We start from the raw sequence: 25,257 nt of genomic DNA, 5'->3' as shown, positions 1-25,257 counted from the left end.
GTTACATGCCTCCCTGTAAATAGTTATCTATTGCTTGCTTTAATAAATCATAAGCCTCGCCTATGGATTCATCTTCTAGTTGTGTGGCTGCATTGGTTAAATGACCTCCGCCTCCCACACTCTCCATAATAAGCTGTACATTGATTTCACCGAGTGATCGAGCACTAATTCCCACTTTATTATCTTTTCTCATACAAACGACAAACGATGCTTTGACACCTTCCATCGTTAATAGAGTATCAGCTGTTTGGGCAATTAAGACTTGATCATAGGTTTGGTCCTCTGTTCCAAGGGCGATAGCGATATGATCTTTATAAATCGTTGTATCCTTAATGAGGTGTGCTCTCATATTAAATTGATTTAAATCATCACGAAGAAGCTTTTGAACAAGTATGGTATCCGCTCCATGAGATCTTAATTGTGAAGCGGCATCGAATGTCCTAGAGCCTGTTCGAAACGTAAAACTTTTCGTATCCACTGTAATGCCAGCTAGCATGGAAGTGGCTTCAATAACATCTAGACTGAGATCTTTGGACTGATATTCAATCAACTCTGTCACAAGTTCACATGTTGAAGAAGCATACGGCTCCATATAAACAAGAACAGGATCTTTAACAAATTCTTCTGCCCTTCGATGATGATCGATAATGACCACACGATCCGCCATAGGTAGTAATTTTGCATCCATAACCATGGATGGTTTGTGCGTGTCAACGACAACAACCAACGTCCCGCGTGTCATTTTCTCCTCAGCTTCTTCTGGAGATATAAATTTAGACCAGAGCTCTTCATTTTTTCTCAGCTCTTCCACTAATTTTATCACACCTGCGCCATAATTTTTTGGATCTACAACAATTCTCGCTTCTTTTCCATTCACTTCAGCAATTTTTAATATTCCAATACATGCTCCAATCGCATCCATATCAGGATATTGATGACCCATGACAATGACTTGATCGCTTTCTACGATGAGTTCAGACAAGGCGTGAGAAATAACTCTGGCTCTGACACGTGTTCTTTTTTCAACAGGATTTGATTTCCCACCATAAAATTTCACTTTACCGTCAGGGTGTTTTATGGCAACTTGATCACCACCGCGTCCTAATGCCAAATCAAGAGCAGATTGAGCATACTGACCAAGTTCGGGCAAAGAAGATGTTCCAGAACCAACACCTATACTCAGAGTTAATGGGATATGACTCACCAATATTTTTTCTCGGACTCGATCAAGGACAATAAAATGATCCTCTTCAAGTTCCTGCAGAATTTTTTCATTTAGTATTCCAACAAATCTGTCAGATGATATTCTTTTTAAATAAATCCCATGTTCAATAGCCCAATTCTGAATCGTTGACGTCATGGCATTGTTGATATTGCTACGAACTTGATCTGCAACACCTTGTGTGACTTCATCATAGTTATCTAAACATATAATGGCAAAAACGGTTTGTTCATCAAAATGTTTCTGTTTTAATTCCATCAATTCGGTTACATCAAAAAAGTAAAGCAGTCTTTCGGTTTTTCGACTAATAACATGATATTTTAAGCCCTGTATCGTAAGAAAAGTATCCGTATCATCTGATTGAATAAATTCGGGAAGGTCTTCAGAAATTTTATCGAGAGGCTGATTTAAAAAACGATCCCCTTCTGATTGTGCTGTCATATAATGATTAATCCATTCAATATGCCCTTTTTCATCATATAGAACAATGCCAATGGGCATCTCTAATAACGCTTCTTCACCAACTTTTTTTAAGCGATAGGACAAAGTCGTTATATATTCTTTTAAATCTTTTTCAAATCGTGCATCGTTCCTTACATACCAAATAACCAGAGCGATTAATAAGAGGAAACCTGCTAATCCGACCACCCAATTAATGATAGCGACAATAATTAGGAGTAAGAGGAATAACAGGCCAAATACGAGCAACTGGTCATTTCGCCAACGATGTTTGAATTGGTTAGACATATTGTCAGCTCCCATGACACGTGTATACGTTTTTAGCGGTTGTTTAAAAAATGTAAGATGGTTGCCTCTTTTTTTCAAACAAGCGCATTACTTTTTCTTTTTGATTCGATTTCTAATATCGAAACCTAAATCAATTATACCCAATAATCGAATAATCTGCAGTAAATACGGCACTAATAAGCTTACAATTAAAATAAGAATAGGTATGACGATGGGCCATTCTTTTCGGTGGGCTATATTAAAGATCAAGCTAAGCCCTTGAATGACGACGACGACATCAAGAATTAAAAGACCATTGACAACCACTAAATAAAGGCTTGAGTTTGGTTCGATATTACCAACTAAACTGATAACCAATAAAATAAGAAAATACCAAATTAATGATTTAGGGAATTTCCATAATCGAAAAGGTGGAAATTTAGGATAGTCCACTCGAAGCCTTTTAATAATTAATCCACTAAGAAATTGAGTGATAAAGGCATAAACGACACTTGTCATCACTATAAAAAAAGGAGTCATTTGACTTAATCTCTTGATAGATTCAACTAACAGCTTGGTTGATTCGCTCGTATCAATATTTATCGACTGATACACCTTTTCTGCTGTACCCATTGTTGATAGCATGGTTTTTTCAAGAGCTTCCACTGGATCAAAATGAAACAATCCAATTGAGATGGCATACGCCAATAGGAACATTGAAATATTAGCTAAGCTGCCTCCAAGTAAAACAGCAAATGCCGATTTCTTCTTATTTACGAGTGTTCCCATGACTAGCGCTTGAATTAGGAAAAAAGCCGAAAATAACATACTAAATACATTGGTAAGGAAAAAAGCAACACAAAGGCAGACGACTATAGCTACAATTCCCATTTTCAATCCATTTCGACTCGAATAGTACATAATTGGAGTAGCAAGAAACCATAGTGTTATGACCCCAATAATCGGTAAATAAAAAGTTATTATTAAAAGGCAAATAAATAAGGCAATGGACACTGCCCCTTCAACAAGACTTCGTGATTGCTTCATTATATATTGTTACACCCCATATTCCTGATGCTTATTGTCAATAAAGGCGATCGCCTAACATGACTTTAGCATACTTAGTTATCCTTAAATTATAATATAAAAAGGAACAAGAAGATATCTTTGTCCGTATTTGATCTCTTTTCCGCCTTTTTTTACACTTGAAACACCCGAGTACATCCTTTTAAATAAAATTCATGAATTCGCCTCTTATTTACTAGTTTGTCACTTGTTATGTTTTCGAATTCAATATTATCCGATATAATTTAAGAAAGACCCTTAATAGTGCGTGTTCAAAAAGGTGACAAATTAGAAGCAAGAAGATCAAGGCGGCGCTGTTTTGAGGACCAGAATGTAGGTCTTTACTACATGAGGACCGGAAAAACAAGCCAACGCCGAGATTCGTAGCTTATCATTTGGTGACTTTTTGAACAACCTCTAATAATTAAAGGAAGTGAACGATATGGATACTATGCAACATGCAAACAACGATACCCTTTCTGACTCTACTTATATTTTCTTTGATGTCGGTGAGCATCGTCTTGGATTGTGGCTTCAATATGTTCAAGAAATTATTCAACCTATCCTATGCTTTTCTGTTCCTGATACACATGACCATCTTAAGGGTTTTATTCGGCTTAGAGATCAAGTGATTCCGCTTATTGATCTGCCAAAATTAATTCAAGTAGAATCAAACCCACATGATCCAGAAGATCAAAAATATATCATTTGTAAGATAGATCGTCAAACGATAGCTTTCGATATTCATCAGATTCATGATTTTGTTGAACTTAAAATGGACCATATAGAGAAAAGTTCTTCTAACCCAATCTGCCCATCAAGTATAGCCTCTACAGAATATAGGATGGATGACCAATCGATCCCGCTTCTTAATCCTGATCAAATCCTTCGTTTGGTTAAAGAACTCAACAGGCAGGTACGACAACGTTATGTCATGGGTGAAAAGGGCGTAAAACCACGAACCTAAAGGTATCGTGGTTTTACGTTCCAATCATTTTTAAATCTAAGCACTAAGTTACCACTAAAACCCACTTCAAAATTTCACAATATAATCAATCTGAGGCGTCATTTCTTTTGCACAGATCTCGATGGTTTTTTCTTGCACATTAGGGTCTATTTTTAATATCACCTTCAATAACTCTCTCTCCCTTTTCATCATATAATAAAATATTTTCCTCCATTTGTGAGCAAAATGACATTGACAGGTCTTTATCTGACTCTAACATGTTAAAAGTATCTATTATTTGACTGTTGTCATACGAGCGAGTATACTAATCAAAATATTTTCGAGCTGATTAATTTGACTTCTTAGAGGAGGGTTTATATGGGAATCCATAGATATTTTCAAAGTTTGTCAGATTTAGAAGGTATTTATCGCTGTCCTGGAGTATTTAAATATCAGGAGCATTCCGTTGCAAGTCATTCTTTTAAAGTGGCTAAGATTGTTCAATTTCTTGCAACAGTTGAAGATGCTCACGGTAAAAAGATTGACTGGAAAGCCATTTATGAAAAAGCCATTAATCATGATTTCTCAGAATTGTTCACTGGGGATATAAAAACACCCGTAAAGTATGCCCTTCCAAAATTACGTGAGCTTTTTTCTCAAGTTGAAGAATCCATGACGAATGACTTTCTTGAGCATGAGTTTCCCGCTCAATTTCGGAAAGCATATGCTGAACGATTTAAAGAAGGAAAAGACGAGACCCTTGAAGGTAAAATTCTGGCAGTAGCTGATAAAATTGATTTGCTGTATGAATCGTATGGGGAAATTCAAAAAGGAAATCCTGAACCTTTATTTGTTCAAATATATAAAGAAGCCCTTGAATCCATCTTGGCATTTAAGGAGCTAGCTTGTGTTCAGTATTTTATTGATGTTGTATTAGAAGAAATGATGGATGACGAAATCACCTCCCATCAACAAATTAAAACAACCACTGAGATGTTGCTTGAAAAAACAGATTATAAGTCTCAGACAAAGCCGAATGACTAATTTATTCTAATAGAGGTTGTTCAAAAAGTCACCAAATGATAAGCTACGAATCTCGGCGTTGGCTTGTTTTTCCGGTCCTCATGTAGTAAAAACCTACATTCCGGTCCTCAAAACAGCGCCGCCTTGATCTTCTTGCTTCTAATTTGTCACCTTTTTGAACGCTCACTAATAACCCCATTCTCGTTGTTTATGGGGTCCCTTCCAACTAATCAACTATGGTCATCGATTATTCATCACACTATTTAAGTTGTTTATCTTTTTTTCTCCTTAATAATTTTGCTATACTAAATTGTAGAACATATATTGACTATGATGCTATCAATTCAGAGACAGGAAAAAACTTTATTTAACCTCTTTGTTTTTCAGATAGCGGTAGATTTGATTCACTAGGTTTGTGTAGGTTCTAGTCACGCAGTAATGGGTTTTGATAATGACTATAGTATCTTAAAGGAGAAAAACAAATGGATAATACGGATAAAAAGGGTTATACGCCTACCAGCAACAAAAACTTTACTGGTCTCATCATCAGTATAGCCATTATCGCAAACATTGTGATTTTACTCTTGTTTTTTACCCCGATTGGTTATCATGGAAATGTCAACTTTGACATCAATTTATTACCAAGGTTCAATGCTGTATTTAATAGCTTTACGTTTATTTTCTTGGTTGGTGCCCTGATTTCTATTATGAAAAAGAAGATTAATGTACACCGTGGCTTTATTTTAGCTGCCTTTACGACGACTTTTTTATTTTTAATCACCTATCTCACGTTTCACTATCTGTCACCTGACACAGCGAAATTTGGAGGACAGGGTATCATTCGTCCGATTTACTTTTTCATCTTAATTACACATAGTTTTTTAGCTGCTGTCATTGTTTTTCTTGCTCCGTTCGCTCTTGTATGGGGATGGACCATGCAAGTGGCAAAGCATAAGAAAATTGTTCGCTGGACCATGCCAATTTGGCTATATGTGAGCCTTACAGGAGTCATTGTTTATTTAATGATGGCACCTTATTATTAAAGAAGATGAAAAGAACGACGACTAGTTAATCTAGCAGTCGTTCTTTTTTTATCCCGCCTTAACGGCAAGTAAAGACCTCCACCAAAGGATTCTGAGTATTCAAAGAAGATAGGTGGGGATCAACTGCCCATAAAGGTCCGATTGGTTCAGCTAACCATCAATGGGGGATGAAGAAAACCCCCACTGATGGAAGTTTCACTTTATTTTCAGATTATTCCACGGGTAATAATTTTTTTACTGGTTTTAGTGTCATGAATAGCTGCATATCTGTTGTTTTTGAATCGTTTTCTCTAATTCCCGCATTTGTGAAGTTCGATAAACTAATACTGCTGTCTTTACCCATTGTTTTACTTTTAGTTTACCAACTAAATGTGTCTATAGAAGATCTCTAATAATAAACAAAAATAAAAGCCCACAAGAAAATGCTTTGAGCATTCCCCTGTGGGCTTCTATATAAACCTTATTCAGTCGTATATGGAAGTAAAGCCATTTGACGAGCACGTTTGATTGCTACAGTCAAACGACGTTGGTATTTTGCGCTTGTTCCAGTTACACGACGTGGTAAAATTTTACCTCTTTCAGAAATAAAACGTTTCAAAAGATCTACATCTTTGTAGTCGATATATTTAATTTTATTTGCTGTAAAGAAACATACTTTACGACGTTTTCCTCCGCGTCCGCGACGTACCATGCCAATCCCTCCTTTATTTTTTGTTTGTTAAAGTAACCTAGTAAAAAAGTGTCAAATGATCTTGACTGCTTTCTTGACCATTCTCTTCAACTGTTAAAACGGCAAATCATCGTCCGAAATATCAATCGGCTTCCCATCATTTGCAAATGGGTCTTCAAATGGAGGATAGTCTTGGTTCGGATGATTGCTGTTATTATTATTGTTGTTGTTACCGCTATTTGGAGGTCCTTGTTGAGCAAAGTTATTTCCGCCACCTTGTTTAGCTCCTTTTGGTTCAAGGAACTGCACGCTGTCAGCGACTACCTCTGTAATATAAACTCTGCGCCCTTCGTTATTTTCATAACTTCTGGTTTGGATCCTTCCATCCACGCCGGCAAGACTACCTTTAGTTAAAAAGTTAGCTGCATTTTCAGCTTGTCTACGCCAAACAACCACTGGTATAAAATCCGCTTCACGTTCGCCTTGTTGATTCGTAAATGTACGATTTACGGCTAGTGTGAAGTTTGCCACGGCCACACCTGTAGGCGTATAACGCAACTCTGGGTTCTTCGTCAATCGTCCAACCAAAATAACTCGATTAATCATAAGAACCTCTCCCCTATTTTATTTATTCACGCTCGTCTTTGATCACCATAAAGCGCATGACATCTTCATTGATTTTCAAAAGACGGTCAAATTCGTTGATGGCTTCGTTCCCAGCCGTTACATAAAGAACAGTATAAACACCGTTATTTAGATCATTAATTTCATAAGCTAAACGACGTTTACCCATTTCTTTGACTTGGTTGATTTCCGCACCGTTGTCAGTCAAGATAGTTTTAATTCTTTCTTTGACTGCTTTTTCTTTTTCTTCATCGAGATCTGGACGAAGAATGGTCATAATTTCGTATTTACGCACAATTGTCACCTCCCTTTGGACTAAACGGCTCCTTTACAGAGCAGAGAGTAAGTTTCTCACTCACATTTTGATATTATATCATACTAATACCCAACAGTGCAATGCGAGTTTTGTTTTATAAGGTGATGGAATATTGAAATTGTAATAAGAGGTAGAGACGATTGAATAGGTTGCTAATGTGGTTTTAAGGCAGGTGGCTTAATAACAAGTGCCGTTGTTAAGAGGTTGTAACTATTAAAAAATTTAAAAGGGAATGAAAGGTAGTAGTGGTTGAAAATCGAAGGGACGTCGTATAGCGTTGCTACAGTCATATGGCTTGAATCTATGTATTAGTCATCTTATTCACCTCCATTGAACTCTATCTCTATTATAATAAAAATTTTCAGAAAAATAAAGAGAAAATTCAATCTTTGATAAGTTTTATGACCCTACTACTGGATAAATCCATTAAATTAAAATAGAAAAAATCCTCCCCATTATCTTCTCGATTGGGAAGGATTATTCTCTACTCTATTAGACATTAAAACGAAAGTGAATAACATCACCGTCTTGTACGATATATTCTTTACCTTCTAAACGTAATTTTCCTTTTTCCTTTGCCGCTTGAAGTGATCCCGCTTCCATTAAGTCTTCATAGGAAACGACTTCAGCTCTGATAAAACCTCGTTCAAAATCTGTATGAATAATACCGGCTGCTTGCGGCGCTTTTGTTCCTTGATGGAACGTCCAAGCCCTTACTTCTTGTTCTCCAGCTGTAAAATACGTGGCAAGTCCTAAGAGTTTATAAGATTTTTCGATTAATTGATCAAGTCCTGATTTTTTGATTCCGAGTTCTTCTAGAAAATTTTGTTTTTCTTCGCCATCAAGTTCAGCAATCTCAGACTCAATTCTTGCCGATATAACGACAACTTCTGCTTTATCCTTTTCCGCAAATGCTTGAACTTGCTTCACGTAGTCATTCACATCAGGTGATGCGAGGTCATCTTCAGACACGTTGGCAACATAAAGCACAGGCTTGCTCGTTAAGAAATTTAATGATTTGACCGCTGCTTTTTCATCATCGCTTAATTCGACATGCCTTGCGGGTTTTTCGTTTTCGAAAGCGTCTTTCAGTTTCGTAAGAGCCGAAAATTCTATGACGGCATCTTTGTCCTTTTGTTTAGCTAATTTTTGGACACGATCAATACGTTTATTGACGGATTCCAGGTCAGCTAAGATTAATTCAAGATTGATGGTCTCAATATCATCAATTGGGTCTACTTTACCAGATACATGAGTGATGTCTTTATCATCAAAACACCGCACCACATGAGAGATGGCATCAACCGAGCGAATAGTAGCTAAGAACTGGTTACCTAGTCCTTCCCCCTTGCTAGCCCCCTTAACAAGTCCAGCAATATCTGTAAATTCAAATGTTGTTGGAATTACTTTTTTGGGGTTGTACATTTGAGCGAGCTTTTCTTGCCTTTCATCTGGAACACTCACAATTCCGACGTTTGGATCAATGGTACAAAATGGATAATTTGCCGATTCAGCACCTGCTTGTGTTATGGCATTAAAAAGAGTTGATTTACCGACGTTCGGCAAACCTACTATACCTGTTGTTAAACTCATCAAATCACTCCTCACATAACCTTCAGTTATGCTTTCTAGTCATTATCTATTGAGAGAAGAGACAAACATCATTCACTCCCCTACTTCATTTAAAATCTTCTTTAGAGGCCTTATACGTCATATATCATACCTCAATGAATCTTGTAAACAAACTTTTTTTATTCCGAGAGAATTCTTTTAACTTTCTTTTGGAACTCTTTCCTTGGCATCATGACACTGTGATCACATCCGAGACACTTAATTCGAATATCTGCACCTAATCGAATAATCTTCCATCTATTTGTTCCGCATGGATGTTGTTTTTTCATTTCAACGACATCATTAAGTTCAAATGTCAACTGTGGTTTCACCTTCGTCATCCTCCTTGCCAATCATATTAAAAAAGATCATCGGTGGATTAGTAAGCCAATTTCCCTTCTAAGAAATGGACTAATTGATCAATGGAAACACGTTCTTGTTCCATTGTATCTCGGTCCCGAACGGTTACTTTATGATCATCTTTTGAATCAAAGTCAAACGTGACACTAAATGGTGTTCCGATTTCATCTTGGCGACGATATCTCTTTCCTATTGATCCTGTTTCATCATAATCTACCATGAATTTTTTGGCGAGTAACTCATATACTTTACGAGCGTCATCACCTAATTTTTTAGATAGTGGCAGAACGGCTGCTTTATATGGCGCAAGTGCAGGATGTAAGTGCAATACCGTACGTGTCTCTTTATCATTTATTTTTTCTTCTTCAAAGGCATCAATAAGAAAGGCCAGTGATACACGATCTGCCCCGATGGATGGTTCAATAACATAAGGTATATAACGGTCATTTGTTTCTTGATCAATATATTGTAAATCTTCACCAGATAACGCCATATGTTGTTTTAGGTCATAATCCGTTCTAGATGAAAGACTAGATAGTTCACCCCAACCAAACGGGAAAAGATATTCAATATCCGTTGTCGCATTACTATAGTGAGGAAGTTCTTCTTTTTCATGATCTCGAAGTCTTACGTGGTCTGCTTTCATATTAAGAGAAAGGAGCCACTCATGGCTGAACGTTCTCCAATAATTATACCACTCCTGGTCATCTCCTGGCTTACAGAAGAATTCAAGTTCTAATTGTTCGAATTCTCTTGTACGGAACGTGAAGTTACCCGGTGTAATTTCATTTCGGAACGATTTACCAATTTGACCGATACCAAATGGAAGTTTCTTTCTCATGGTTCTTTGAACATTCTTAAAGTTGACAAAGATACCTTGAGCTGTTTCTGGTCTTAGATATAACTCATCTTTACTTGTTTCTGTAACCCCTTGGAACGTTTTGAACATAAGGTTGAATTGTCTGATAGCCGTAAAATCATGCGCGCCACATTCCGGACATTTAACAGCATGTTCATTGATTAATTGTTCCATTTGAGAGAAAGATAACCCATCTACAGGAGCAGGTAAAGCTTCTTCTGGTATGCTGCTTTCAATTAATTTATCTGCTCTAAAACGTGATTTACATTGTTTACAATCAATCATTGGATCGTTAAAGTTACTTAAATGTCCAGATGCTTCCCATGTCTTTGGATTCATTAAAATTGAAGCATCCAACCCTACATTATAGGGTGACTCTTGAACAAACTTTTTCCACCATGCTTTTTTTACATTATTCTTGAATTCTACACCTAATGGACCATAATCCCAAGTATTCGCCAATCCTCCATATATTTCTGAACCAGGAAAAATAAAACCTCTCTGTTTTGCTAAATTAACGACTTGTTCCATCGTTGTCATATGATTCACTCCTTATCATAAATTAGTTAAAAAGCATCCTTTGTTAATGTCTTTGACTTACCTATGCACCACTAAAAGTCAATCGTAAGGGTTACTTCCAATCCCGGTGGTTGTTAGGTAACCCAATCTTGCTTTTATAGCTAAAAATAAATAAGCTCTCATCCTTAGGTCCGTTAGACCTAGGGACGAGAGCTTTACTCACGCGGTTCCACCCTAGTTGATAACATAAGTTCATGACAACTTATGTATCCCCTTTTCATATGCAGTTCAAGAATGCCTTTCTCTAAATGCCTTTTTTGGGCTCTCACCATTCCCAAATCGCTTAATAAGGTTTTCTTTAGATACTTCTTTCTCTCATTACTGCATTTTTAATTTAGTTAACTTCTACTCATAAGCTATTATATCCCATTTAGCAAGAAAAAGATAACCCTCTTTTACATTTTTATTCGCTTATTTTCAAAAATTTCATGTATAGAATGTTTAATTGTTCCGTATACTGATAATAATATATTAACATGAGAATTGAGGGAGCGTAACCTATGAATCTTAACCCAAAGTGGCAGAAAAATAATGTCAATAGAGTTCACTATAAAGATTATGGTTCACATTTTACCATTGTAAAATTAATAAAGGAATTACTCCCTTCAATTGATAAACATATTGTTGTTGTATGTATCGGAACGGATCGTTCCACGGGTGACGCTCTTGGTCCTATTGTTGGAACAAACTTATCGGAATTAAACATTCCAAATACGAGTGTATTAGGAACATTAGAGCACCCCGTTCATGCTGTGAATTTAGAAGAAACATTAGCATATATAACTAATCAGTTTGATTCTCCATTTGTTATTGGAATTGATGCATGCCTCGGAAAATATAAAAGCATTGGAATGATCGGTATCTCTGATGGCCCAGTACTACCAGGAGCCGGTGTGAACAAAAAGCTTTTACCCGTAGGTGATATGAATATTACTGGTATTGTTAACGTTAGTGGTTATATGGAATATTTTGTTCTTCAAAATACACGACTTAACCTTGTTATGGAAATGGCTAAAGTGATATCTGACAGTGTCTACCTCGCCATATCACAGCATTCAAAACATCGTTATTTAACAAAAGTCCATATAAATAAAGCTTCATATTAAAGCACAAAAAAAGTGAAGCTTATATATTGCTTCACTCTTGTCCTTCTAATAATTCAATTAACCTCGATAGATCATCTTGAGAATAGTATTCAATTTCTATTTTTCCTTTATCCTTGTTTTTTGCCTGTTTAATCAATACGGATGTACCAAAACGTTCACGGAGTACGGTTACTTTCTCCCTTAGCACAGGATCCAATTTCATCGTCACTTTCCGAGATGTTTCACGTGGAACATGATTATTCAACTTTTGAATCAGTTCCTCAAGTTGACGCACATTCATATTTTCCTTAATGACCTTTTCAACAAGTGTAGGTAATTTCTTTTTGTTTTTTAAGCCAAGTAACGTTCTACCTTGGCCCATTGAGAGCTTACCTTCAGCAATTAAACTTTGTACTGGTTGGCTTAGTTGTAAGAGTCTGAGATGATTGGTGATATGCGGACGGCTTTTTCCTACTTTTTTAGCTAACTCTTCTTGGGTAATTTCTAGCCCTTCCATCAGTTTTTTATAAGCAATCGCTTCTTCTATCGGATTTAAGTCTTCTCTCTGTAAGTTTTCAATTAATGCAATTTCCATCATTTGTTTATCAGAGAGTTCTTTTATAATTGCTGGAATGGACTTTAACTTAGCTTCGACCGCCGCACGATATCGTCTTTCTCCTGCCACGATGTCAAAACCTTTTAACCCTTTTCGAACAATGATGGGCTGTATGATTCCGTGTTCTAAAATCGAATTTTTAAGATCCTGTAAGGATGATTCATCAAAACTTTTCCTTGGTTGGTAAGGATTCGGTCTAATATCATTAATCGAGATGTCTTGAATTGCATAAACGTCTTCTTCCTGAGGAAGAGAATCTGGAAAGAAAGCACTGATTCCTTTACCTAACGCCTTGTTCATTCATAGCCACTTCCTTTGCTAATTCAAGATATACTTCGGCACCTTTTGATCTAGCATCATAAATGATAATCGGTTTTCCATGACTTGGCGCTTCGCCTAATCTCACATTTCTCGGAATAATGGTAGAGTAAACCTTATCTCTAAAATATTTTTTTACTTCATCAATGACTTGGAGACCTAGATTTGTTCTAGCATCCAACATGGTTAGCAAGACGCCTTCAATAGCGAGATGATGATTTAAATGTTTTTGAACAAGTCTGACAGTGTTCAAAAGTTGACTAAGTCCCTCGAGCGCGTAATATTCACATTGAACTGGGATAATGACAGCGTTTGCTGCTGTTAAAGCATTTATTGTTAATAATCCCAAAGATGGTGGACAATCAATGACAATATAATCATACTGGTCTGATACCTTTTCTAAAGCTCGTTTTAAACGGATCTCTCTCGAAATTGTAGGAACGAGTTCAATTTCAGCACCTGCTAATTGTATTGTTGAAGGTATAACATCAAGCTTTTCAATTTCTGTTTTAACAATGACGTCTTTTGCTTCAATGTCTTCAACAAGAACATCATATACACATTCATCAATGTCGCCTTTATCTACGCCTACTCCGCTAGTTGCATTCCCTTGTGGGTCAATATCGACTAATAAAACCCGTTGGCCAATGTAAGCTAAGCAAGCACTCAAATTCACAGACGTTGTTGTTTTGCCAACGCCACCTTTTTGATTTGCTACGGCTAAAATTTTACTCACGATGTCACCTACCCTTACTTCCTCTTTCTGCTATCTTCCATTTTACCATGAAAATGCCCTTTTGAGAGAGTTACAATTCTATTTCTTTAATAAATAGTTGGTTTTATACCGTTATTTTTCTAACTAGTACCTTTTACACGCATTATTAGGACATTGTTATTTCGTCAGAAGTATAGGAACATGAAACGTGGAAGTAAAACAACTAACAACAGTCTCCGAGAAATACACTTTATATTAAAAAAGGACTCCTACTGGAATCCTATTAATCTATTTGTTTTTTGGGATTCGAATCGTGAATTGATAATAATCTCCCATATCTTCTTCATCTGTATCTATATTTAGACCTGTGTCTTGTACCATTCCAACCGATTGTCTAATGGTATTCACTGCAATTCTAGTATCACGGCTAAGTGAGAGTCTTTTTCTCTTTTTTGGCTTTTGACCCTTCACTTCAAGAAGTTTTTTTACTTTTTCTTCAGTCTGTTTCACATTGAGATGTTTTTCTATAATTTCATTTAATACTTTTTCCTGTTTTTCCGGGTCTTTCAATACGATGAGCGCACGTGCATGTCGTTCTGTAATTCTTTTTTCTAGTAGCGCATTTTGAATCAAACTAGGAAGTTTTAAGAGTCGTAATTTATTTGCAATGGTTGACTGTCCTTTTCCTAGTCGCTGAGCAAGACTTTCTTGTGTTAAACCATGTATATCGATGAGCTTTTCGTAAGCCATCGCTTCTTCAATAGCTGTAAGTTCTTCTCTTTGAAGGTTCTCTATTAATGCAACTGCCGCTGTTTCAGCGTCGTTAAATTCTTTTATAATAGCCGGTACATTTTCCCATCCTAAAAACGTGACGGCCCGCCAACGTCTTTCACCGGCGATAATTTCATATTTATCTCCCTGAATAGGTCTTAAGACAATTGGTTGAATAATACCATGTGTTTCAATAGTTTGGGCTAATTCTTTTAATTTATCTTCATTAAAAACGGATCGAGGTTGAAACTGATTTGGAATAATGGCCTTTATAGGTACCTCTTGAACATGTTCATATTCAATTTCAGAACCCTCTGTTTCGATGTCTTTGTCACTTTGACCAAATATTTTGGAAAAAGGATGCTTCATCTCATTACACCACCCTTTATTGTTCCTCCATTAGTATTATTTCGCCTTTTGCATTAAAAATCCTGCATGTTTCACGTGAAACATTACAAAGGGCTTTTACTTGGAGTGCCTGGTTTTCTAGGATATTTTTTTGGCGTTTGTTTATTTTTTTCAATAAAGATAATATGACGCAAACTATTTTCTTCAGGAAGAACCAAAGATTCAAGCTTACTTATTTTCCCGCCTAATACGGTTAATGCATGCTCTGAATTCTTTAGTTCATCCTTTGCTTGTGCCCCTTTTAATGCAATAAACTGACCGCCTACTTTTACAAGAGGTAAACAATATTCACTCAATACAGATAAATGAGCAACAGCACGTGCAGAGACAATATCAAACGATTCACGAATATCAGGTTTTTTCGCAAACAATTCCGCTCGATCATGATAGAGGGTAACCTGTTTAAGTGCTAACTTGTCAATAACCTCTTGAAGGAAGGTTAACCGTTTCTTCAATGAATCAACAATCGTCACCTTAATTTCCGGATAAACAATTTTAAGAGGAATACTTGGAAAACCAGCGCCGGAACCTACATCGCATAAGGATTGATGTTCCGAAAAAGGATAATAAAAACCCGGTGTAATAGAATCATAAAAATGTTTGAGGTAAACGTCATCCTTTTCAGTAATAGCCGTTAAGTTCATTTTTTTATTCCACTCAACGAGCAATTCATAGTATGTATGAAATTGTTTTAATTGATGAGGAGAAAGAGAAATCCCTTTCTCCTCTAATAGTTTTGTGAATTGTTCCATATATTCCTCCGATTAGGATTCTGCAATTTTTGCAAGTTTGCCTTGTTCTAAATATACAAGCAAAATAGAAATGTCACTTGGATTGACACCTGATACACGTGATGCTTGGCCAACAGAGAGTGGTCTGACTACACTTAACTTTTGCTTTGCTTCCGTAGCAAGCCCATTGATTGCAAAATAATCGAGATCTTCTGGAATTTTTTTACTTTCCATTCGTTGCATTTTTTCTACTTGCAACAATTGTTTTGCTATATAGCCATCATACTTTATTTGAATTTCAACTTGTTCTGCTGCTTCCGCAGAAAGAGGTTGTTCAGGAGGCGTGATTTGCGCAATATCTTCATAGTGCATTTCAGGCCGTTTTAAGAAATGTTCCGCCGTAACGGATTCTTTGAGTGCCCCTGCTCCTCTTTCTTTTAGTAAAGCTTGAATATCTTCTGTAGGTTTGATCATAACAGAAGCAAGTCTCGATTTTTCCTCGGCAATGATGGCTTTTTTATTTTTGAAAGCTTGGTATCTTTCTTCAGAAATCAATCCTAAATCATGACCAATTTCGGTTAATCTAAGGTCTGCATTATCATGTCGTAACAAGAGACGGTATTCCGCTCTTGAAGTCAGCAAGCGGTAAGGTTCATTTGTCCCTTTTGTTACGAGGTCATCAATGAGAACACCAATATACGCTTGTGAACGATCTAAAATAACTGGTTCTTTACCTAGAGCCTTACATGCGGCATTAATTCCGCCCATAATCCCTTGGCCAGCAGCCTCTTCATAACCTGATGTGCCATTAATTTGGCCGGCTGTAAATAGCCCTTTAATTTTCTTCGTTTCAAGTGTTGGCCAAAGTTGTGTTGGGACAATGGCATCATATTCAATGGCATAACCTGGACGCATCATTTTAGATGCTTCTAATCCGGGTATAGACATTAAGATTTTTCTTTGGATTTCTTCAGGTAAGCTTGTTGATAGACCTTGGACGTAAACTTCTTCTGTATTTTTCCCTTCTGGTTCAAGGAAAAGTTGATGTCTTGGTTTATCGTTAAAACGAACAATTTTATCTTCAATTGACGGACAATAACGAGGTCCTGTTCCTTCAATCATTCCAGAATACATTGGTGAACGACTTAAGTTACTATTAATAATATCATGTGTTTCTGGGCTCGTATACGTCAACCAACAAGGAATTTGTTCGGTAATAAAGGTCGTTGTTTCATAGGAAAAAGCTCTAGGTTCATCATCACCCGGTTGAATTTCCGTTTTAGAGTAATCAATTGTTTTACCATTCACTCTTGGTGGTGTCCCTGTTTTGAAGCGAACGATATCAAAACCAAGCTCTTTCAAATGGTCCGAAAGCTCTACTGAAGCTTGCATATTATTTGGACCGCTTTGGTAAGATAATTCACCAATAATGATCTTTCCTCTTAAATAAGTCCCTGTCGTTAAAACAACCGATTTAGCTCGGTATTCAGCATTTGTATTTGTAATGACTCCCTTGCACACACCATCAACGACAATTAATCTCTCGACCATACCTTGTCGAACTGTTAAGTGCTCTGTATTTTCAAGCGTTCGTTTCATTTCATGTTGATAATCAAATTTATCAGCTTGAGCTCTCAGTGCCCGAACAGCAGGACCTTTTCCTGTATTTAACATTCGCATTTGAATATGCGTTTTATCGATATTTCGGCCCATTTCTCCGCCTAAGGCATCAATTTCTCTCACTACGACCCCTTTAGCAGGACCGCCAACAGAAGGGTTACATGGCATGAAAGCAATTGCATCTAAATTTATCGTGAGTACGAGCGTTTCAGCTCCCATCCTGGCAGAAGCTAATCCCGCTTCGACTCCAGCATGACCCGCACCGACGACAATAACGTCATATTGACCTGCCAAATATGTTGTGGTCATTTTATTATCTCCTTTTCTTTTATATTTTTTATTAAAAATGAGGCCCTTACCATTCAAAATGTAAGTGTACGAGCTACATTAAATTTTATTTTCCTAGACAAAATTGAGAAAATAGCTGGTCAATCAAACTATCAGAAACGGTATCACCAATTATTTCCCCTAGTATTTCCCATGTTCTTCGAATGTCAATTTGCGCCATGTCAACCGGCATACCGTCATCAATTGATGAAATAGCATCACCGATAGCGTGACTGGCCTGATTTAATAAGGAGATATGTCGACTATTTGAAACGTACGTCATATCTTGGCTTTCAATCCCTTGTTCAAAAAATAGGTCTCTTACAGCCTCTTCAAGTTCATCAATTCCTTCTTCCTTTAATAAGGAAGTCGTTATCACTTTCGATTGACCAGCCAAAGTTCGAACCTTATCAAGAGAAATCTTTCTCTCTAGATCTGTCTTATTGACGACAATAATCGCATCCATTCCTTGGATCGCCTCAAATAACTGAATGTCTTCAGGCTGTAGTTCTTCGTTGTAGTTGAGTAATAGTAAAATGAGATCCGCTTTATTTAATACTTGCCGTGATCGTTCTACTCCCATTCTTTCGACGATATCTTCTGTTTCACGGATACCCGCCGTATCAATTAATTTAAGCGGCACGCCTCGAATATTAACATATTCTTCAATGACATCACGCGTGGTCCCTGGTATATCCGTTACAATGGCTTTATTCTCATGAATTAAATTATTTAATAATGATGATTTTCCAACGTTCGGTCTTCCGATAATAACGGTCGATAAACCTTCTCTTAATATTTTGCCCTGTTTTGCGGTTGTTAATAGGTCTTTGATTTTATTTTGTACGTATCCAGCCTTTTCTTTTAACATCCGGTTTGTCATTTCTTCGGCATCGTATTCAGGGTAATCAATATTTACTTCAACTTGGGCAATGATTTCGAGTAAGGTTTGTCGTAGACTTTGAATAAGCCTTGATAAGCGTCCTTCCATTTGTCCCATGGCAACATTCATGGCTCGATCTGTTTTAGCCCTGATGAGATCCATAACTGCTTCAGCCTGAGATAAATCAATCCGACCATTAAGAAAGGCACGTTTTGTGAATTCTCCTGGTTCGGCAAGCACAGCTCCAACTTCTAAAACCAATTCTAGTACACGATTAACCGAAACCAAACCACCGTGACAGTTTATTTCTACAACATCTTCTCTAGTGAACGTTTTTGGCCCTCTCATGACACTAACCATGACTTCCTCTATGGTCTCGTCTGTTTTAGGGTCAATCATTTTTCCATAATGAATCGTATGAGTTTTAACGTCTTTTAAAGATGCTTTCCCTCTATATAAGCGATCAGCGATGTCAATGGCTTTTGATCCACTTAAACGAACAATTGAAATTGCTCCCTCTCCCATTGGTGTGGATATAGCCGCTATCGTTTCATATTCCAAGTCTATCACCTCTTTCCTTCAAATTCATTAATCTATATAAAATAAAAGCGTTTATCCGTTTGTTTTTAAATAAGAGACCATTTTTGATTGAGTTATGTTATCCACAATCTGATTAAATCAGTAGTCTCTAACATAACAGGATACCACAAAACGTCCTGTGGATAAAGTGACAGAATTTTATACACATGTGCATAACTTTCCGATTTCATATTTATTCACAATGGATTATATAGTCTTGATGTTTATCATTGAAACTAAACATAAAGTACAGCTATATTTTGGCAACAAGTTTTTTAAATTTCATTTAAACAAGATGATTAACATGCAGGCTGCTTTCGCCAACATGGTCGTTATTGGCTCGTATTTTTAAGAAACATGAGATGTGTAGAAGGACAAAATTTTAAAAAAAGCCAACATAAAAAATTCCGCACAACCTTTAATTCGTTGCGCGGAATCTCTATTTTTTAAAATTTTATATCATTTTTGATGTTAATTTAACTTTAACTAAAGCTCTTTTTTTTCCGAAGCCTAATACACCTTTTCTCGGTTTTTCTAAAACCTCAAAGGTTACCTCATCTTTTGTCGCATTTAGTTCATCAAGTGCTGTTTGCATTGCATCTTCAACAGTATCACCATATTTTTCTACAGTGTTCACTTTTTAGTGCCTCCTGAAAGACTTTCTTTTGATCCTTTTTTTTCTGCATAAATAATGTAAGTTTGGAAAATCATAAAGATGTTACCAACCACCCAATAAAGAGCCAGTGCTGCCGGGAACGCAAAAGCCATACCTGCGATAAAGATTGGGAAAATATAGACCATCATCGCCATTTGAGGGTTAGCGTTACCCGTTTTTCCTAACATTAGTTTTTGCTGAATAAACGTTGTTATGCCTGTTACGATTGGCAATATATAGAAGTGGTCTGGCATCCCTAGGTTGAACCATAAGAAGCTTTGATGTTTTATCGCTTCCGTTCGGCTAATAGCATGGTAAAAAGCAAGCAAAACGGGCATTTGAACGATTAATGGCAAACAGCCTGCAAGAGGATTAATCTTGTTTGCAGAGAATAATTTCATTGTTTCTTCTTGTAATTTACGTTGTGTTTTCTGGTCTTTTGAACTGTATTTTTCTCTCAATTTTTTTATTTCAGGCTGAATATCTTGCATCGCTTTTGAACTTTTAACTTGCTTAAACATTAATGGCATAAGAACCAGACGAACAATGAGCGTTGTGATGATGATGGATACACCAAACGAACCATTGAAAAGATCAGCAATTGTTATGATGAACCAAGATAAGGGATAAACAAAATAATGACTCCAAAAACCCGTCGTATGTTCATCAATCGGTTGATTCATACCTGAACATCCTGCCAATAAGGCGATGAGTGCCATCAATCCTAAAACTAAAACTATTTTCTTTCGCAAAATCTTTCCTCCTCTATTCAACTAAACCTGACTTCTATTTCATTTATTTCAAAAAAAGATATAGGAAAATATCATTTTGACTTTAAAATCAAAACAATCCACTTTATAGCTCATCATTTGATGACTTTTTAACTATCCTCTTTTTGAAGATTTTTCTTCTCAGGAACTGGATCAAATCCTCCAGGATGGAAAGGATGGCATTTTAAAATACGTTTTAACAAAAGAAAACCGCCTTTCACCATGCCAAAACGGGAAATAGCTTCCACTCCGTAATTGGAACATGAGGGATAAAAACGACACGATGGTGGTTTCAGCGGCGAAATGAAACGTTGATAAAAACGGATCAACTTAATGACTAACCATTTCAATTCAATCACCTAAACCTTATTCATTTTAAAACTTTTGCTTTTCTTAAAACGTGTTTGAGGCTACTTTCCATTTCACGATAATTCATATTGGCCACAGGCTTTCTTGAAATGACAATATAATCATATCCTGGATCTAGCTTGTCCTCTAAGTGCCTAAAAATTTCTTTTATCACTCTTTTTATACGGTTTCTCATCACTGCGTTTCCTATTTTCTTGCTAACAGAAAGCCCTAATCTTGAAAATTCTCGTTCAGGATGAAGAAACAGATAAACAACAAATTGTCTATTTGCAAAGGATTGTCCATTTTTAAATACATATTGAAAATCTTCGTTTTTTTGTAATCGTATTAACTTATTCATCTTGTCACTCCGATAAACGGATAACTGGCGTTTGGCCAGCCTCTTCAATTCATTATATATAACATAAGAAAATAATAAACCATTTTTATTTAAAAATCTTCTCCCTCTTTTTCGTCTCAAGGGAATTTTCAAAAAATCTTCAAATATCTTAAAAAATAGGCTATGTCGTACTAGGGTTGAGTTAACCCCAAATCATTAACATAGCCTAGTATTATTAAAACTATTTACAACCGCTATACAAATTTTAAACCTACAGTGTTTTACCGTGAAATTAGGACTTCGTTCTTGTTTTTGTAAAGTCAATCATTTATGACTTTGAGCCTTTTTTTCACTAGTGTAAAAAAGACCACTGTAGGTCTCACAGTGGTCTAAGCTGATAGTACTTTTCTTCCTTTGCGACGACGATTAGCTAAAATTTTACGACCGTTTTTCGTTTGCATACGGGAACGAAAACCATGTACTTTCTTTCTTTTACGATTATTCGGTTGAAATGTGCGTTTCATATGATTACACCTCCTAGAGGACTATTACAAAAATCAGTCTGGCTAATTATAATCAATTTTTCTTTTAATGTCAAGTTAGCACACAAAGTGACTTGTTGTGGATAATTTTTATGTAGAAAATCTTTTTCCAAAAATTTATCAACAACCTTTAAACAAATGCAGTGTCTGTGGAAAACTTTTATTAACAGCCTCGTTCTCTTGTGGATAACGCTTATAAATCATTGATTTCACTCAAGATTTTTGTTATGATCATTGTGTTTTCCATTTTGAAATAAACTTCGGTAATTTTTTTATACACAGCCTGTGGATAAAGATGTGGATAGTTATTCACACGTGTCGATTAGTTTATTAACATCTATCTAAAAGTTGTCGATAAATATATTAAAACCCATGTTATTGTCGAATGAAGCCTTCTTTATCTTGTGGATAACATTTTTCCTCTATTAACTCATGTCATGATGACACTTATTTAGTACTTACCTATTTTCTCAGCCGAGAGGTTCGTATGTTACTTAAATGGTTTCGGTTTGTGTAAAAACTCATCCAAAATAAAACTAAAGGAGGCGAACATCCTTTTGGAAAATATACACGATTTGTGGCGAGCTGCACTGGATGTCATTGAAAAAAAGGTCAGTAAGCCAAGCTTTGATACGTGGCTAAGAGAAACCACCGCAAACTCCATCCAAAAAGATACATTTATCATTAATGTACCCAATGATTTTGCGAGGGATTGGCTGGAATCTCGATATTCTAATCTTATTTCAGAGACGATTAAGGATATTACCGGCTCTCATCTAGATGTTAAATTCATTATTCCTCAACAACAAAGTGAAGAGGATCTTTTTGAATTTAATTCATCAAAAGTCAAATCGAATAAAAACAAGGAACCGCAGAACGAAGAGTTTAGCAATAGTATGTTAAATTCAAAAAACACGTTTGACACCTTTGTGATTGGATCAGGAAATCGATTTGCTCATGCGGCTTCATTAGCCGTGGCAGAAGCTCCGGCAAAGGCCTATAATCCTCTTTTTATTTATGGAGGCGTCGGGCTTGGCAAAACACATTTAATGCACGCTATTGGCCACTATGTCATCGAACATAATCCAGCAGCAAAAGTGGTCTACCTTTCTTCTGAAAAATTTACAAATGAGTTCATTAACTCGATAAGAGATAATAAAACCATTGAATTTCGAAATAAATATCGAAAAGTTGATGTCCTATTAATTGATGATATTCAATTTCTAGCGGGAAAAGAATCAACTCAAGAAGAATTTTTTCATACTTTTAATACATTGCACGAAGAATTCAAACAAATTGTGATATCAAGTGATCGTCCGCCTAAAGAAATTCCAACATTAGAAGATCGATTAAGATCCCGATTTGAGTGGGGCTTGATAACAGATATAACACCGCCGGATTTAGAAACACGTATAGCCATTCTTAGGAAAAAGGCAAAAGCTGATGGATTAGAAATGTCAAATGAAGTTATGTTATATATTGCAAATCAAATTGATACAAATATTCGTGAATTAGAGGGAGCCTTAATTCGAGTGGTTGCTTATTCATCACTCATTAATCAAGATATCAATGTTGATCTAGCAGCTGAAGCTTTAAAAGATATCATTCCTTCCTCAAAACCAAGAGTTATTACCATTAAAGATATTCAAATGACTATTGGTAAGGAATATCATATTAAATTAGAGGATTTCGCGGCCAAAAAAAGAACGAAATCGATCGCTTTTCCAAGACAAATTGCGATGTATCTATCTAGGGAGTTAACAGATTATTCGTTGCCTAAAATTGGTGAAGAGTTCGGTGGTAGAGATCACACAACTGTGATACATGCCCACGAGAAGATTACAAAATTATTAGCTACAGATCGTGAATTGCAAAATAAAGTAAAAGGCATTATTGAACAATTGAAGGCGCCAATAAAAATTTAGCATTCATCGTTTTTAGGATTTTTTTTATTTCTTTTTTTATTATGATAAGCTTTTACTTATAAACAAGGCTGTGGGTAACTTTTATTATATGTAATAGACTTACTCACAGTCTATTCACATGTGTATAACTTGTCCTTTTTAAGAAAAATAGACTTATCCACAAATTCACATGCCCTATTACTACTAAGACTGTTTTTTTTAAATAATAATATATATATTCAGGGGGATCTAAATTATGCAAGATATCGCTGGTTCAAATCAAACAGCTCTTTCAATGAAAATGACCGTGACTAAAGATAAATTAGTAGAGTCTGTTAATCACGTTATGAAAGCTGTTTCATCTAGAACAACCATTCCGATACTAACAGGGATTAAAATAACAGCAAGTTTAGATGGCGTTACATTAACAGGGAGCGATTCAGATGTATCTATAAAATCGTTTATACCTCTTTCTGAAAATGACCAACAAAATGTTACGATAGAAAAAACAGGTCAAATTGTTTTACAAGCGAAAGTTTTCTCTGATATTGTCCGAAAATTACCGAGTGATACCATTGAAATAGAGGTTGATCAACGTCTTATTACCAAAATTACAGCAGGATCATCAGAATTTACGTTAAATGGTTTAGATCCTGAAGAATATCCATTGTTACCGGTGATTGATGAAGAAGACAATAACATTGTTACGATAAAAAAAGACTTACTAAAACATGTTATTCGCCAAACTGTATATGCTGTGTCCACGTCAGAAACACGCCCTATCTTGACAGGTGTAAAGTGGGATATCCAAAATGGTAAACTTGATTGTGTTTCGACGGATAGTCATAGATTGGCTCAAAGAGTGCTCCCAATTACAACAGATGATGAAACCAACTATCAAAACATTGTCATACCAGGGAAAAGCTTGAATGAATTGTATAAAATATTGGATGATAATAGTGAAGAATCAGTTCGAGTGATTATTACTAACAATCAAGTTTTATTTAAGGTAAAGAATATAGACTTTTTCTCTAGATTATTGGATGGCAACTACCCAGATACGAATAGACTTATTCCAACGGATAGCAAAACCACAATTACGTTATCCACTAAAGGGTTATTGCATGCGATTGAAAGAGCTTCGCTTCTAGCAAAAGAAGAGAGAAACAATGTCGTCAAACTCCGTACACATGAAAATAGTGTTGAAATTCTCTCACAGTCTGCAGAACTTGGACGAGTATATGAGGATGTTCCTGTAGAGAAAATAGAGGGAGAAGATCTTAAAATATCGTTTAGTGCAAAGTTGACGATGGAAGCATTGAGCCGAATTGATGCCCAAACGATTCAAATCAACTTTACAGGGGCAATGAGACCTTTCGTGATTCGTCCAGTGGGTGATGATGGTATTCTTATGCTCGTTTTACCAGTAAGAACTTTTTAAATTTATTCAGGAAAATAAGAAATATGATCTTTCTTCTGTTATAATTAAACTAACATGTTATGACGGATTCGTTAGATGGGGACAAGGTTAAGTGAATTCTTTTACATACCTTGAATCATCATCTGTACCGTCACCAAAAGATACGAATGTCGTTGGCCAA

27 protein-coding genes are annotated in these 25,257 nt (G+C 36.1%); 7 read left to right on the top strand and 20 right to left on the bottom strand.

Going from position 1 to position 25,257, the window contains the following annotated elements:
* Nucleotide 1: 1 nt before the first annotated feature.
* Nucleotides 2-1,969 (bottom strand): DHH family phosphoesterase, encoded by a 1,968-nt coding sequence (locus GMB86_RS03475; RefSeq protein WP_155216875.1) that lies wholly within the window; start codon nucleotides 1,967-1,969, stop codon nucleotides 2-4.
* An 87-nt stretch (nucleotides 1,970-2,056) separates the two neighbouring features.
* The gene (locus GMB86_RS03470) at nucleotides 2,057-2,995 is read right to left on the bottom strand and encodes a YybS family protein (RefSeq protein ID WP_155216874.1); all 939 of its coding nucleotides are present in this window, start codon (nucleotides 2,993-2,995) and stop codon (nucleotides 2,057-2,059) included.
* A gap of 282 nt (nucleotides 2,996-3,277) precedes the next feature.
* Between GMB86_RS03470 and GMB86_RS15925 the strand changes: the two genes are divergently transcribed.
* The 3 genes from GMB86_RS15925 (at nucleotide 3,278) to GMB86_RS03460 (ending at nucleotide 5,003) form a co-directional block, all read left to right on the top strand.
* Nucleotides 3,278-3,400 (top strand): hypothetical protein, encoded by a 123-nt coding sequence (locus GMB86_RS15925; protein ID WP_268987286.1) that lies wholly within the window; start codon nucleotides 3,278-3,280, stop codon nucleotides 3,398-3,400.
* 55 nt (nucleotides 3,401-3,455) lie between these two features.
* Complete coding sequence (locus GMB86_RS03465; protein ID WP_155216872.1) at nucleotides 3,456-3,980, top strand: chemotaxis protein CheW; 525 nt, start codon at nucleotides 3,456-3,458, stop codon at nucleotides 3,978-3,980.
* Between the two features lie 357 nt (nucleotides 3,981-4,337).
* Nucleotides 4,338-5,003, top strand: a complete 666-nt coding sequence (locus GMB86_RS03460) for an HD domain-containing protein (RefSeq protein ID WP_155216870.1) — start codon at nucleotides 4,338-4,340, stop codon at nucleotides 5,001-5,003.
* 43 nt (nucleotides 5,004-5,046) lie between these two features.
* On the opposite strand, the gene GMB86_RS15920 is transcribed toward GMB86_RS03460, so the two are convergent.
* Complete coding sequence (locus GMB86_RS15920; RefSeq protein WP_268987285.1) at nucleotides 5,047-5,181, bottom strand: hypothetical protein; 135 nt, start codon at nucleotides 5,179-5,181, stop codon at nucleotides 5,047-5,049.
* 283 nt (nucleotides 5,182-5,464) lie between these two features.
* On the opposite strand from GMB86_RS15920, the gene GMB86_RS03455 reads away from it, so the two are divergent.
* Nucleotides 5,465-6,025 carry a DUF420 domain-containing protein gene (locus GMB86_RS03455; protein WP_155216868.1) on the top strand — a complete coding sequence of 187 codons (561 nt, stop codon included), beginning with the start codon at nucleotides 5,465-5,467 and terminating at the stop codon, nucleotides 6,023-6,025.
* Between the two features lie 460 nt (nucleotides 6,026-6,485).
* Here GMB86_RS03455 and rpsR read toward each other — a convergent pair whose 3' ends face one another.
* The 6 genes from rpsR to GMB86_RS03425 all read right to left on the bottom strand — a co-directional run bounded on the left by rpsR (nucleotide 6,486) and on the right by GMB86_RS03425 (nucleotide 11,005).
* Nucleotides 6,486-6,716 carry a 30S ribosomal protein S18 gene (gene rpsR, locus GMB86_RS03450; RefSeq protein WP_155216866.1) on the bottom strand — a complete coding sequence of 77 codons (231 nt, stop codon included), beginning with the start codon at nucleotides 6,714-6,716 and terminating at the stop codon, nucleotides 6,486-6,488.
* 93 nt (nucleotides 6,717-6,809) lie between these two features.
* A complete protein-coding gene (gene ssb, locus GMB86_RS03445; protein ID WP_155216864.1) occupies nucleotides 6,810-7,301 on the bottom strand; it encodes a single-stranded DNA-binding protein in 492 nt (163 codons plus the stop codon).
* A gap of 22 nt (nucleotides 7,302-7,323) precedes the next feature.
* Nucleotides 7,324-7,614 (bottom strand): 30S ribosomal protein S6, encoded by a 291-nt coding sequence (gene rpsF, locus GMB86_RS03440; RefSeq protein ID WP_329602738.1) that lies wholly within the window; start codon nucleotides 7,612-7,614, stop codon nucleotides 7,324-7,326.
* A 513-nt stretch (nucleotides 7,615-8,127) separates the two neighbouring features.
* Nucleotides 8,128-9,228 carry a redox-regulated ATPase YchF gene (gene ychF, locus GMB86_RS03435; protein ID WP_155216862.1) on the bottom strand — a complete coding sequence of 367 codons (1,101 nt, stop codon included), beginning with the start codon at nucleotides 9,226-9,228 and terminating at the stop codon, nucleotides 8,128-8,130.
* Nucleotides 9,229-9,386: 158 nt separating this feature from the next.
* Nucleotides 9,387-9,578, bottom strand: a complete 192-nt coding sequence (locus GMB86_RS03430) for a DUF951 domain-containing protein (protein WP_329602737.1) — start codon at nucleotides 9,576-9,578, stop codon at nucleotides 9,387-9,389.
* A 47-nt stretch (nucleotides 9,579-9,625) separates the two neighbouring features.
* Complete coding sequence (locus GMB86_RS03425) at nucleotides 9,626-11,005, bottom strand: glycine--tRNA ligase (protein WP_155216857.1); 1,380 nt, start codon at nucleotides 11,003-11,005, stop codon at nucleotides 9,626-9,628.
* Nucleotides 11,006-11,544: 539 nt separating this feature from the next.
* On the opposite strand from GMB86_RS03425, the gene yyaC reads away from it, so the two are divergent.
* Entirely contained in the window at nucleotides 11,545-12,150 is a 606-nt protein-coding gene (yyaC, locus tag GMB86_RS03420) for a spore protease YyaC (protein WP_155216855.1), read from the top strand.
* 31 nt (nucleotides 12,151-12,181) lie between these two features.
* On the opposite strand, the gene GMB86_RS03415 is transcribed toward yyaC, so the two are convergent.
* The 11 genes from GMB86_RS03415 to rpmH form a co-directional block, all read right to left on the bottom strand.
* Nucleotides 12,182-13,045, bottom strand: coding sequence for a ParB/RepB/Spo0J family partition protein (locus GMB86_RS03415; protein WP_155216853.1), 864 nt, complete (start codon nucleotides 13,043-13,045; stop codon nucleotides 12,182-12,184).
* A complete protein-coding gene (locus tag GMB86_RS03410; RefSeq protein WP_329602736.1) occupies nucleotides 13,026-13,799 on the bottom strand; it encodes a ParA family protein in 774 nt (257 codons plus the stop codon). Before GMB86_RS03410 ends, GMB86_RS03415 begins: the two co-directional genes overlap by 20 nt.
* Nucleotides 13,800-14,066: 267 nt before the next feature.
* Nucleotides 14,067-14,918 (bottom strand): nucleoid occlusion protein, encoded by an 852-nt coding sequence (gene noc / locus GMB86_RS03405; protein WP_155216851.1) that lies wholly within the window; start codon nucleotides 14,916-14,918, stop codon nucleotides 14,067-14,069.
* Nucleotides 14,919-15,001: 83 nt separating this feature from the next.
* Nucleotides 15,002-15,709 (bottom strand): 16S rRNA (guanine(527)-N(7))-methyltransferase RsmG, encoded by a 708-nt coding sequence (rsmG, locus tag GMB86_RS03400; RefSeq protein ID WP_155216849.1) that lies wholly within the window; start codon nucleotides 15,707-15,709, stop codon nucleotides 15,002-15,004.
* A gap of 12 nt (nucleotides 15,710-15,721) precedes the next feature.
* Nucleotides 15,722-17,617, bottom strand: a complete 1,896-nt coding sequence (mnmG, locus tag GMB86_RS03395) for a tRNA uridine-5-carboxymethylaminomethyl(34) synthesis enzyme MnmG (RefSeq protein ID WP_155216847.1) — start codon at nucleotides 17,615-17,617, stop codon at nucleotides 15,722-15,724.
* An 85-nt stretch (nucleotides 17,618-17,702) separates the two neighbouring features.
* The gene (gene mnmE / locus GMB86_RS03390) at nucleotides 17,703-19,079 is read right to left on the bottom strand and encodes a tRNA uridine-5-carboxymethylaminomethyl(34) synthesis GTPase MnmE (RefSeq protein ID WP_155216845.1); all 1,377 of its coding nucleotides are present in this window, start codon (nucleotides 19,077-19,079) and stop codon (nucleotides 17,703-17,705) included.
* Between the two features lie 472 nt (nucleotides 19,080-19,551).
* On the bottom strand, nucleotides 19,552-19,734 hold the full coding sequence (locus GMB86_RS03385) for a Jag N-terminal domain-containing protein (RefSeq protein ID WP_155216843.1): 183 nt from the start codon (nucleotides 19,732-19,734) through the stop codon (nucleotides 19,552-19,554).
* Nucleotides 19,731-20,504: a YidC family membrane integrase SpoIIIJ gene (spoIIIJ, locus tag GMB86_RS03380; protein ID WP_155216842.1), complete on the bottom strand. Its 774-nt coding sequence runs from the start codon at nucleotides 20,502-20,504 to the stop codon at nucleotides 19,731-19,733. The genes GMB86_RS03385 and spoIIIJ overlap by 4 nt, the downstream gene beginning before the upstream one ends.
* Before the next feature lie 128 nt (nucleotides 20,505-20,632).
* Nucleotides 20,633-20,872: a membrane protein insertion efficiency factor YidD gene (gene yidD / locus GMB86_RS03375; protein ID WP_155216840.1), complete on the bottom strand. Its 240-nt coding sequence runs from the start codon at nucleotides 20,870-20,872 to the stop codon at nucleotides 20,633-20,635.
* A gap of 20 nt (nucleotides 20,873-20,892) precedes the next feature.
* Complete coding sequence (rnpA, locus tag GMB86_RS03370) at nucleotides 20,893-21,231, bottom strand: ribonuclease P protein component (RefSeq protein ID WP_155216838.1); 339 nt, start codon at nucleotides 21,229-21,231, stop codon at nucleotides 20,893-20,895.
* Nucleotides 21,232-21,599: 368 nt separating this feature from the next.
* The gene (gene rpmH, locus GMB86_RS03365; RefSeq protein ID WP_155216836.1) at nucleotides 21,600-21,734 is read right to left on the bottom strand and encodes a 50S ribosomal protein L34; all 135 of its coding nucleotides are present in this window, start codon (nucleotides 21,732-21,734) and stop codon (nucleotides 21,600-21,602) included.
* 575 nt (nucleotides 21,735-22,309) lie between these two features.
* Here rpmH and dnaA point away from each other — a divergent pair.
* The gene (dnaA, locus tag GMB86_RS03360; protein WP_155216833.1) at nucleotides 22,310-23,677 is read left to right on the top strand and encodes a chromosomal replication initiator protein DnaA; all 1,368 of its coding nucleotides are present in this window, start codon (nucleotides 22,310-22,312) and stop codon (nucleotides 23,675-23,677) included.
* 274 nt (nucleotides 23,678-23,951) lie between these two features.
* Nucleotides 23,952-25,097 (top strand): DNA polymerase III subunit beta, encoded by a 1,146-nt coding sequence (gene dnaN, locus GMB86_RS03355; protein ID WP_155217068.1) that lies wholly within the window; start codon nucleotides 23,952-23,954, stop codon nucleotides 25,095-25,097.
* The last annotated feature ends 160 nt before the right edge of the window (nucleotides 25,098-25,257 follow it).

The sequence above is a fragment of the Terrilactibacillus tamarindi genome, from assembly GCF_009718825.1.
Lineage (GTDB): Bacteria > Bacillota > Bacilli > Bacillales > Sporolactobacillaceae > Terrilactibacillus > Terrilactibacillus tamarindi.
This window is presented reverse-complemented; position numbering and strand designations above follow the sequence as displayed.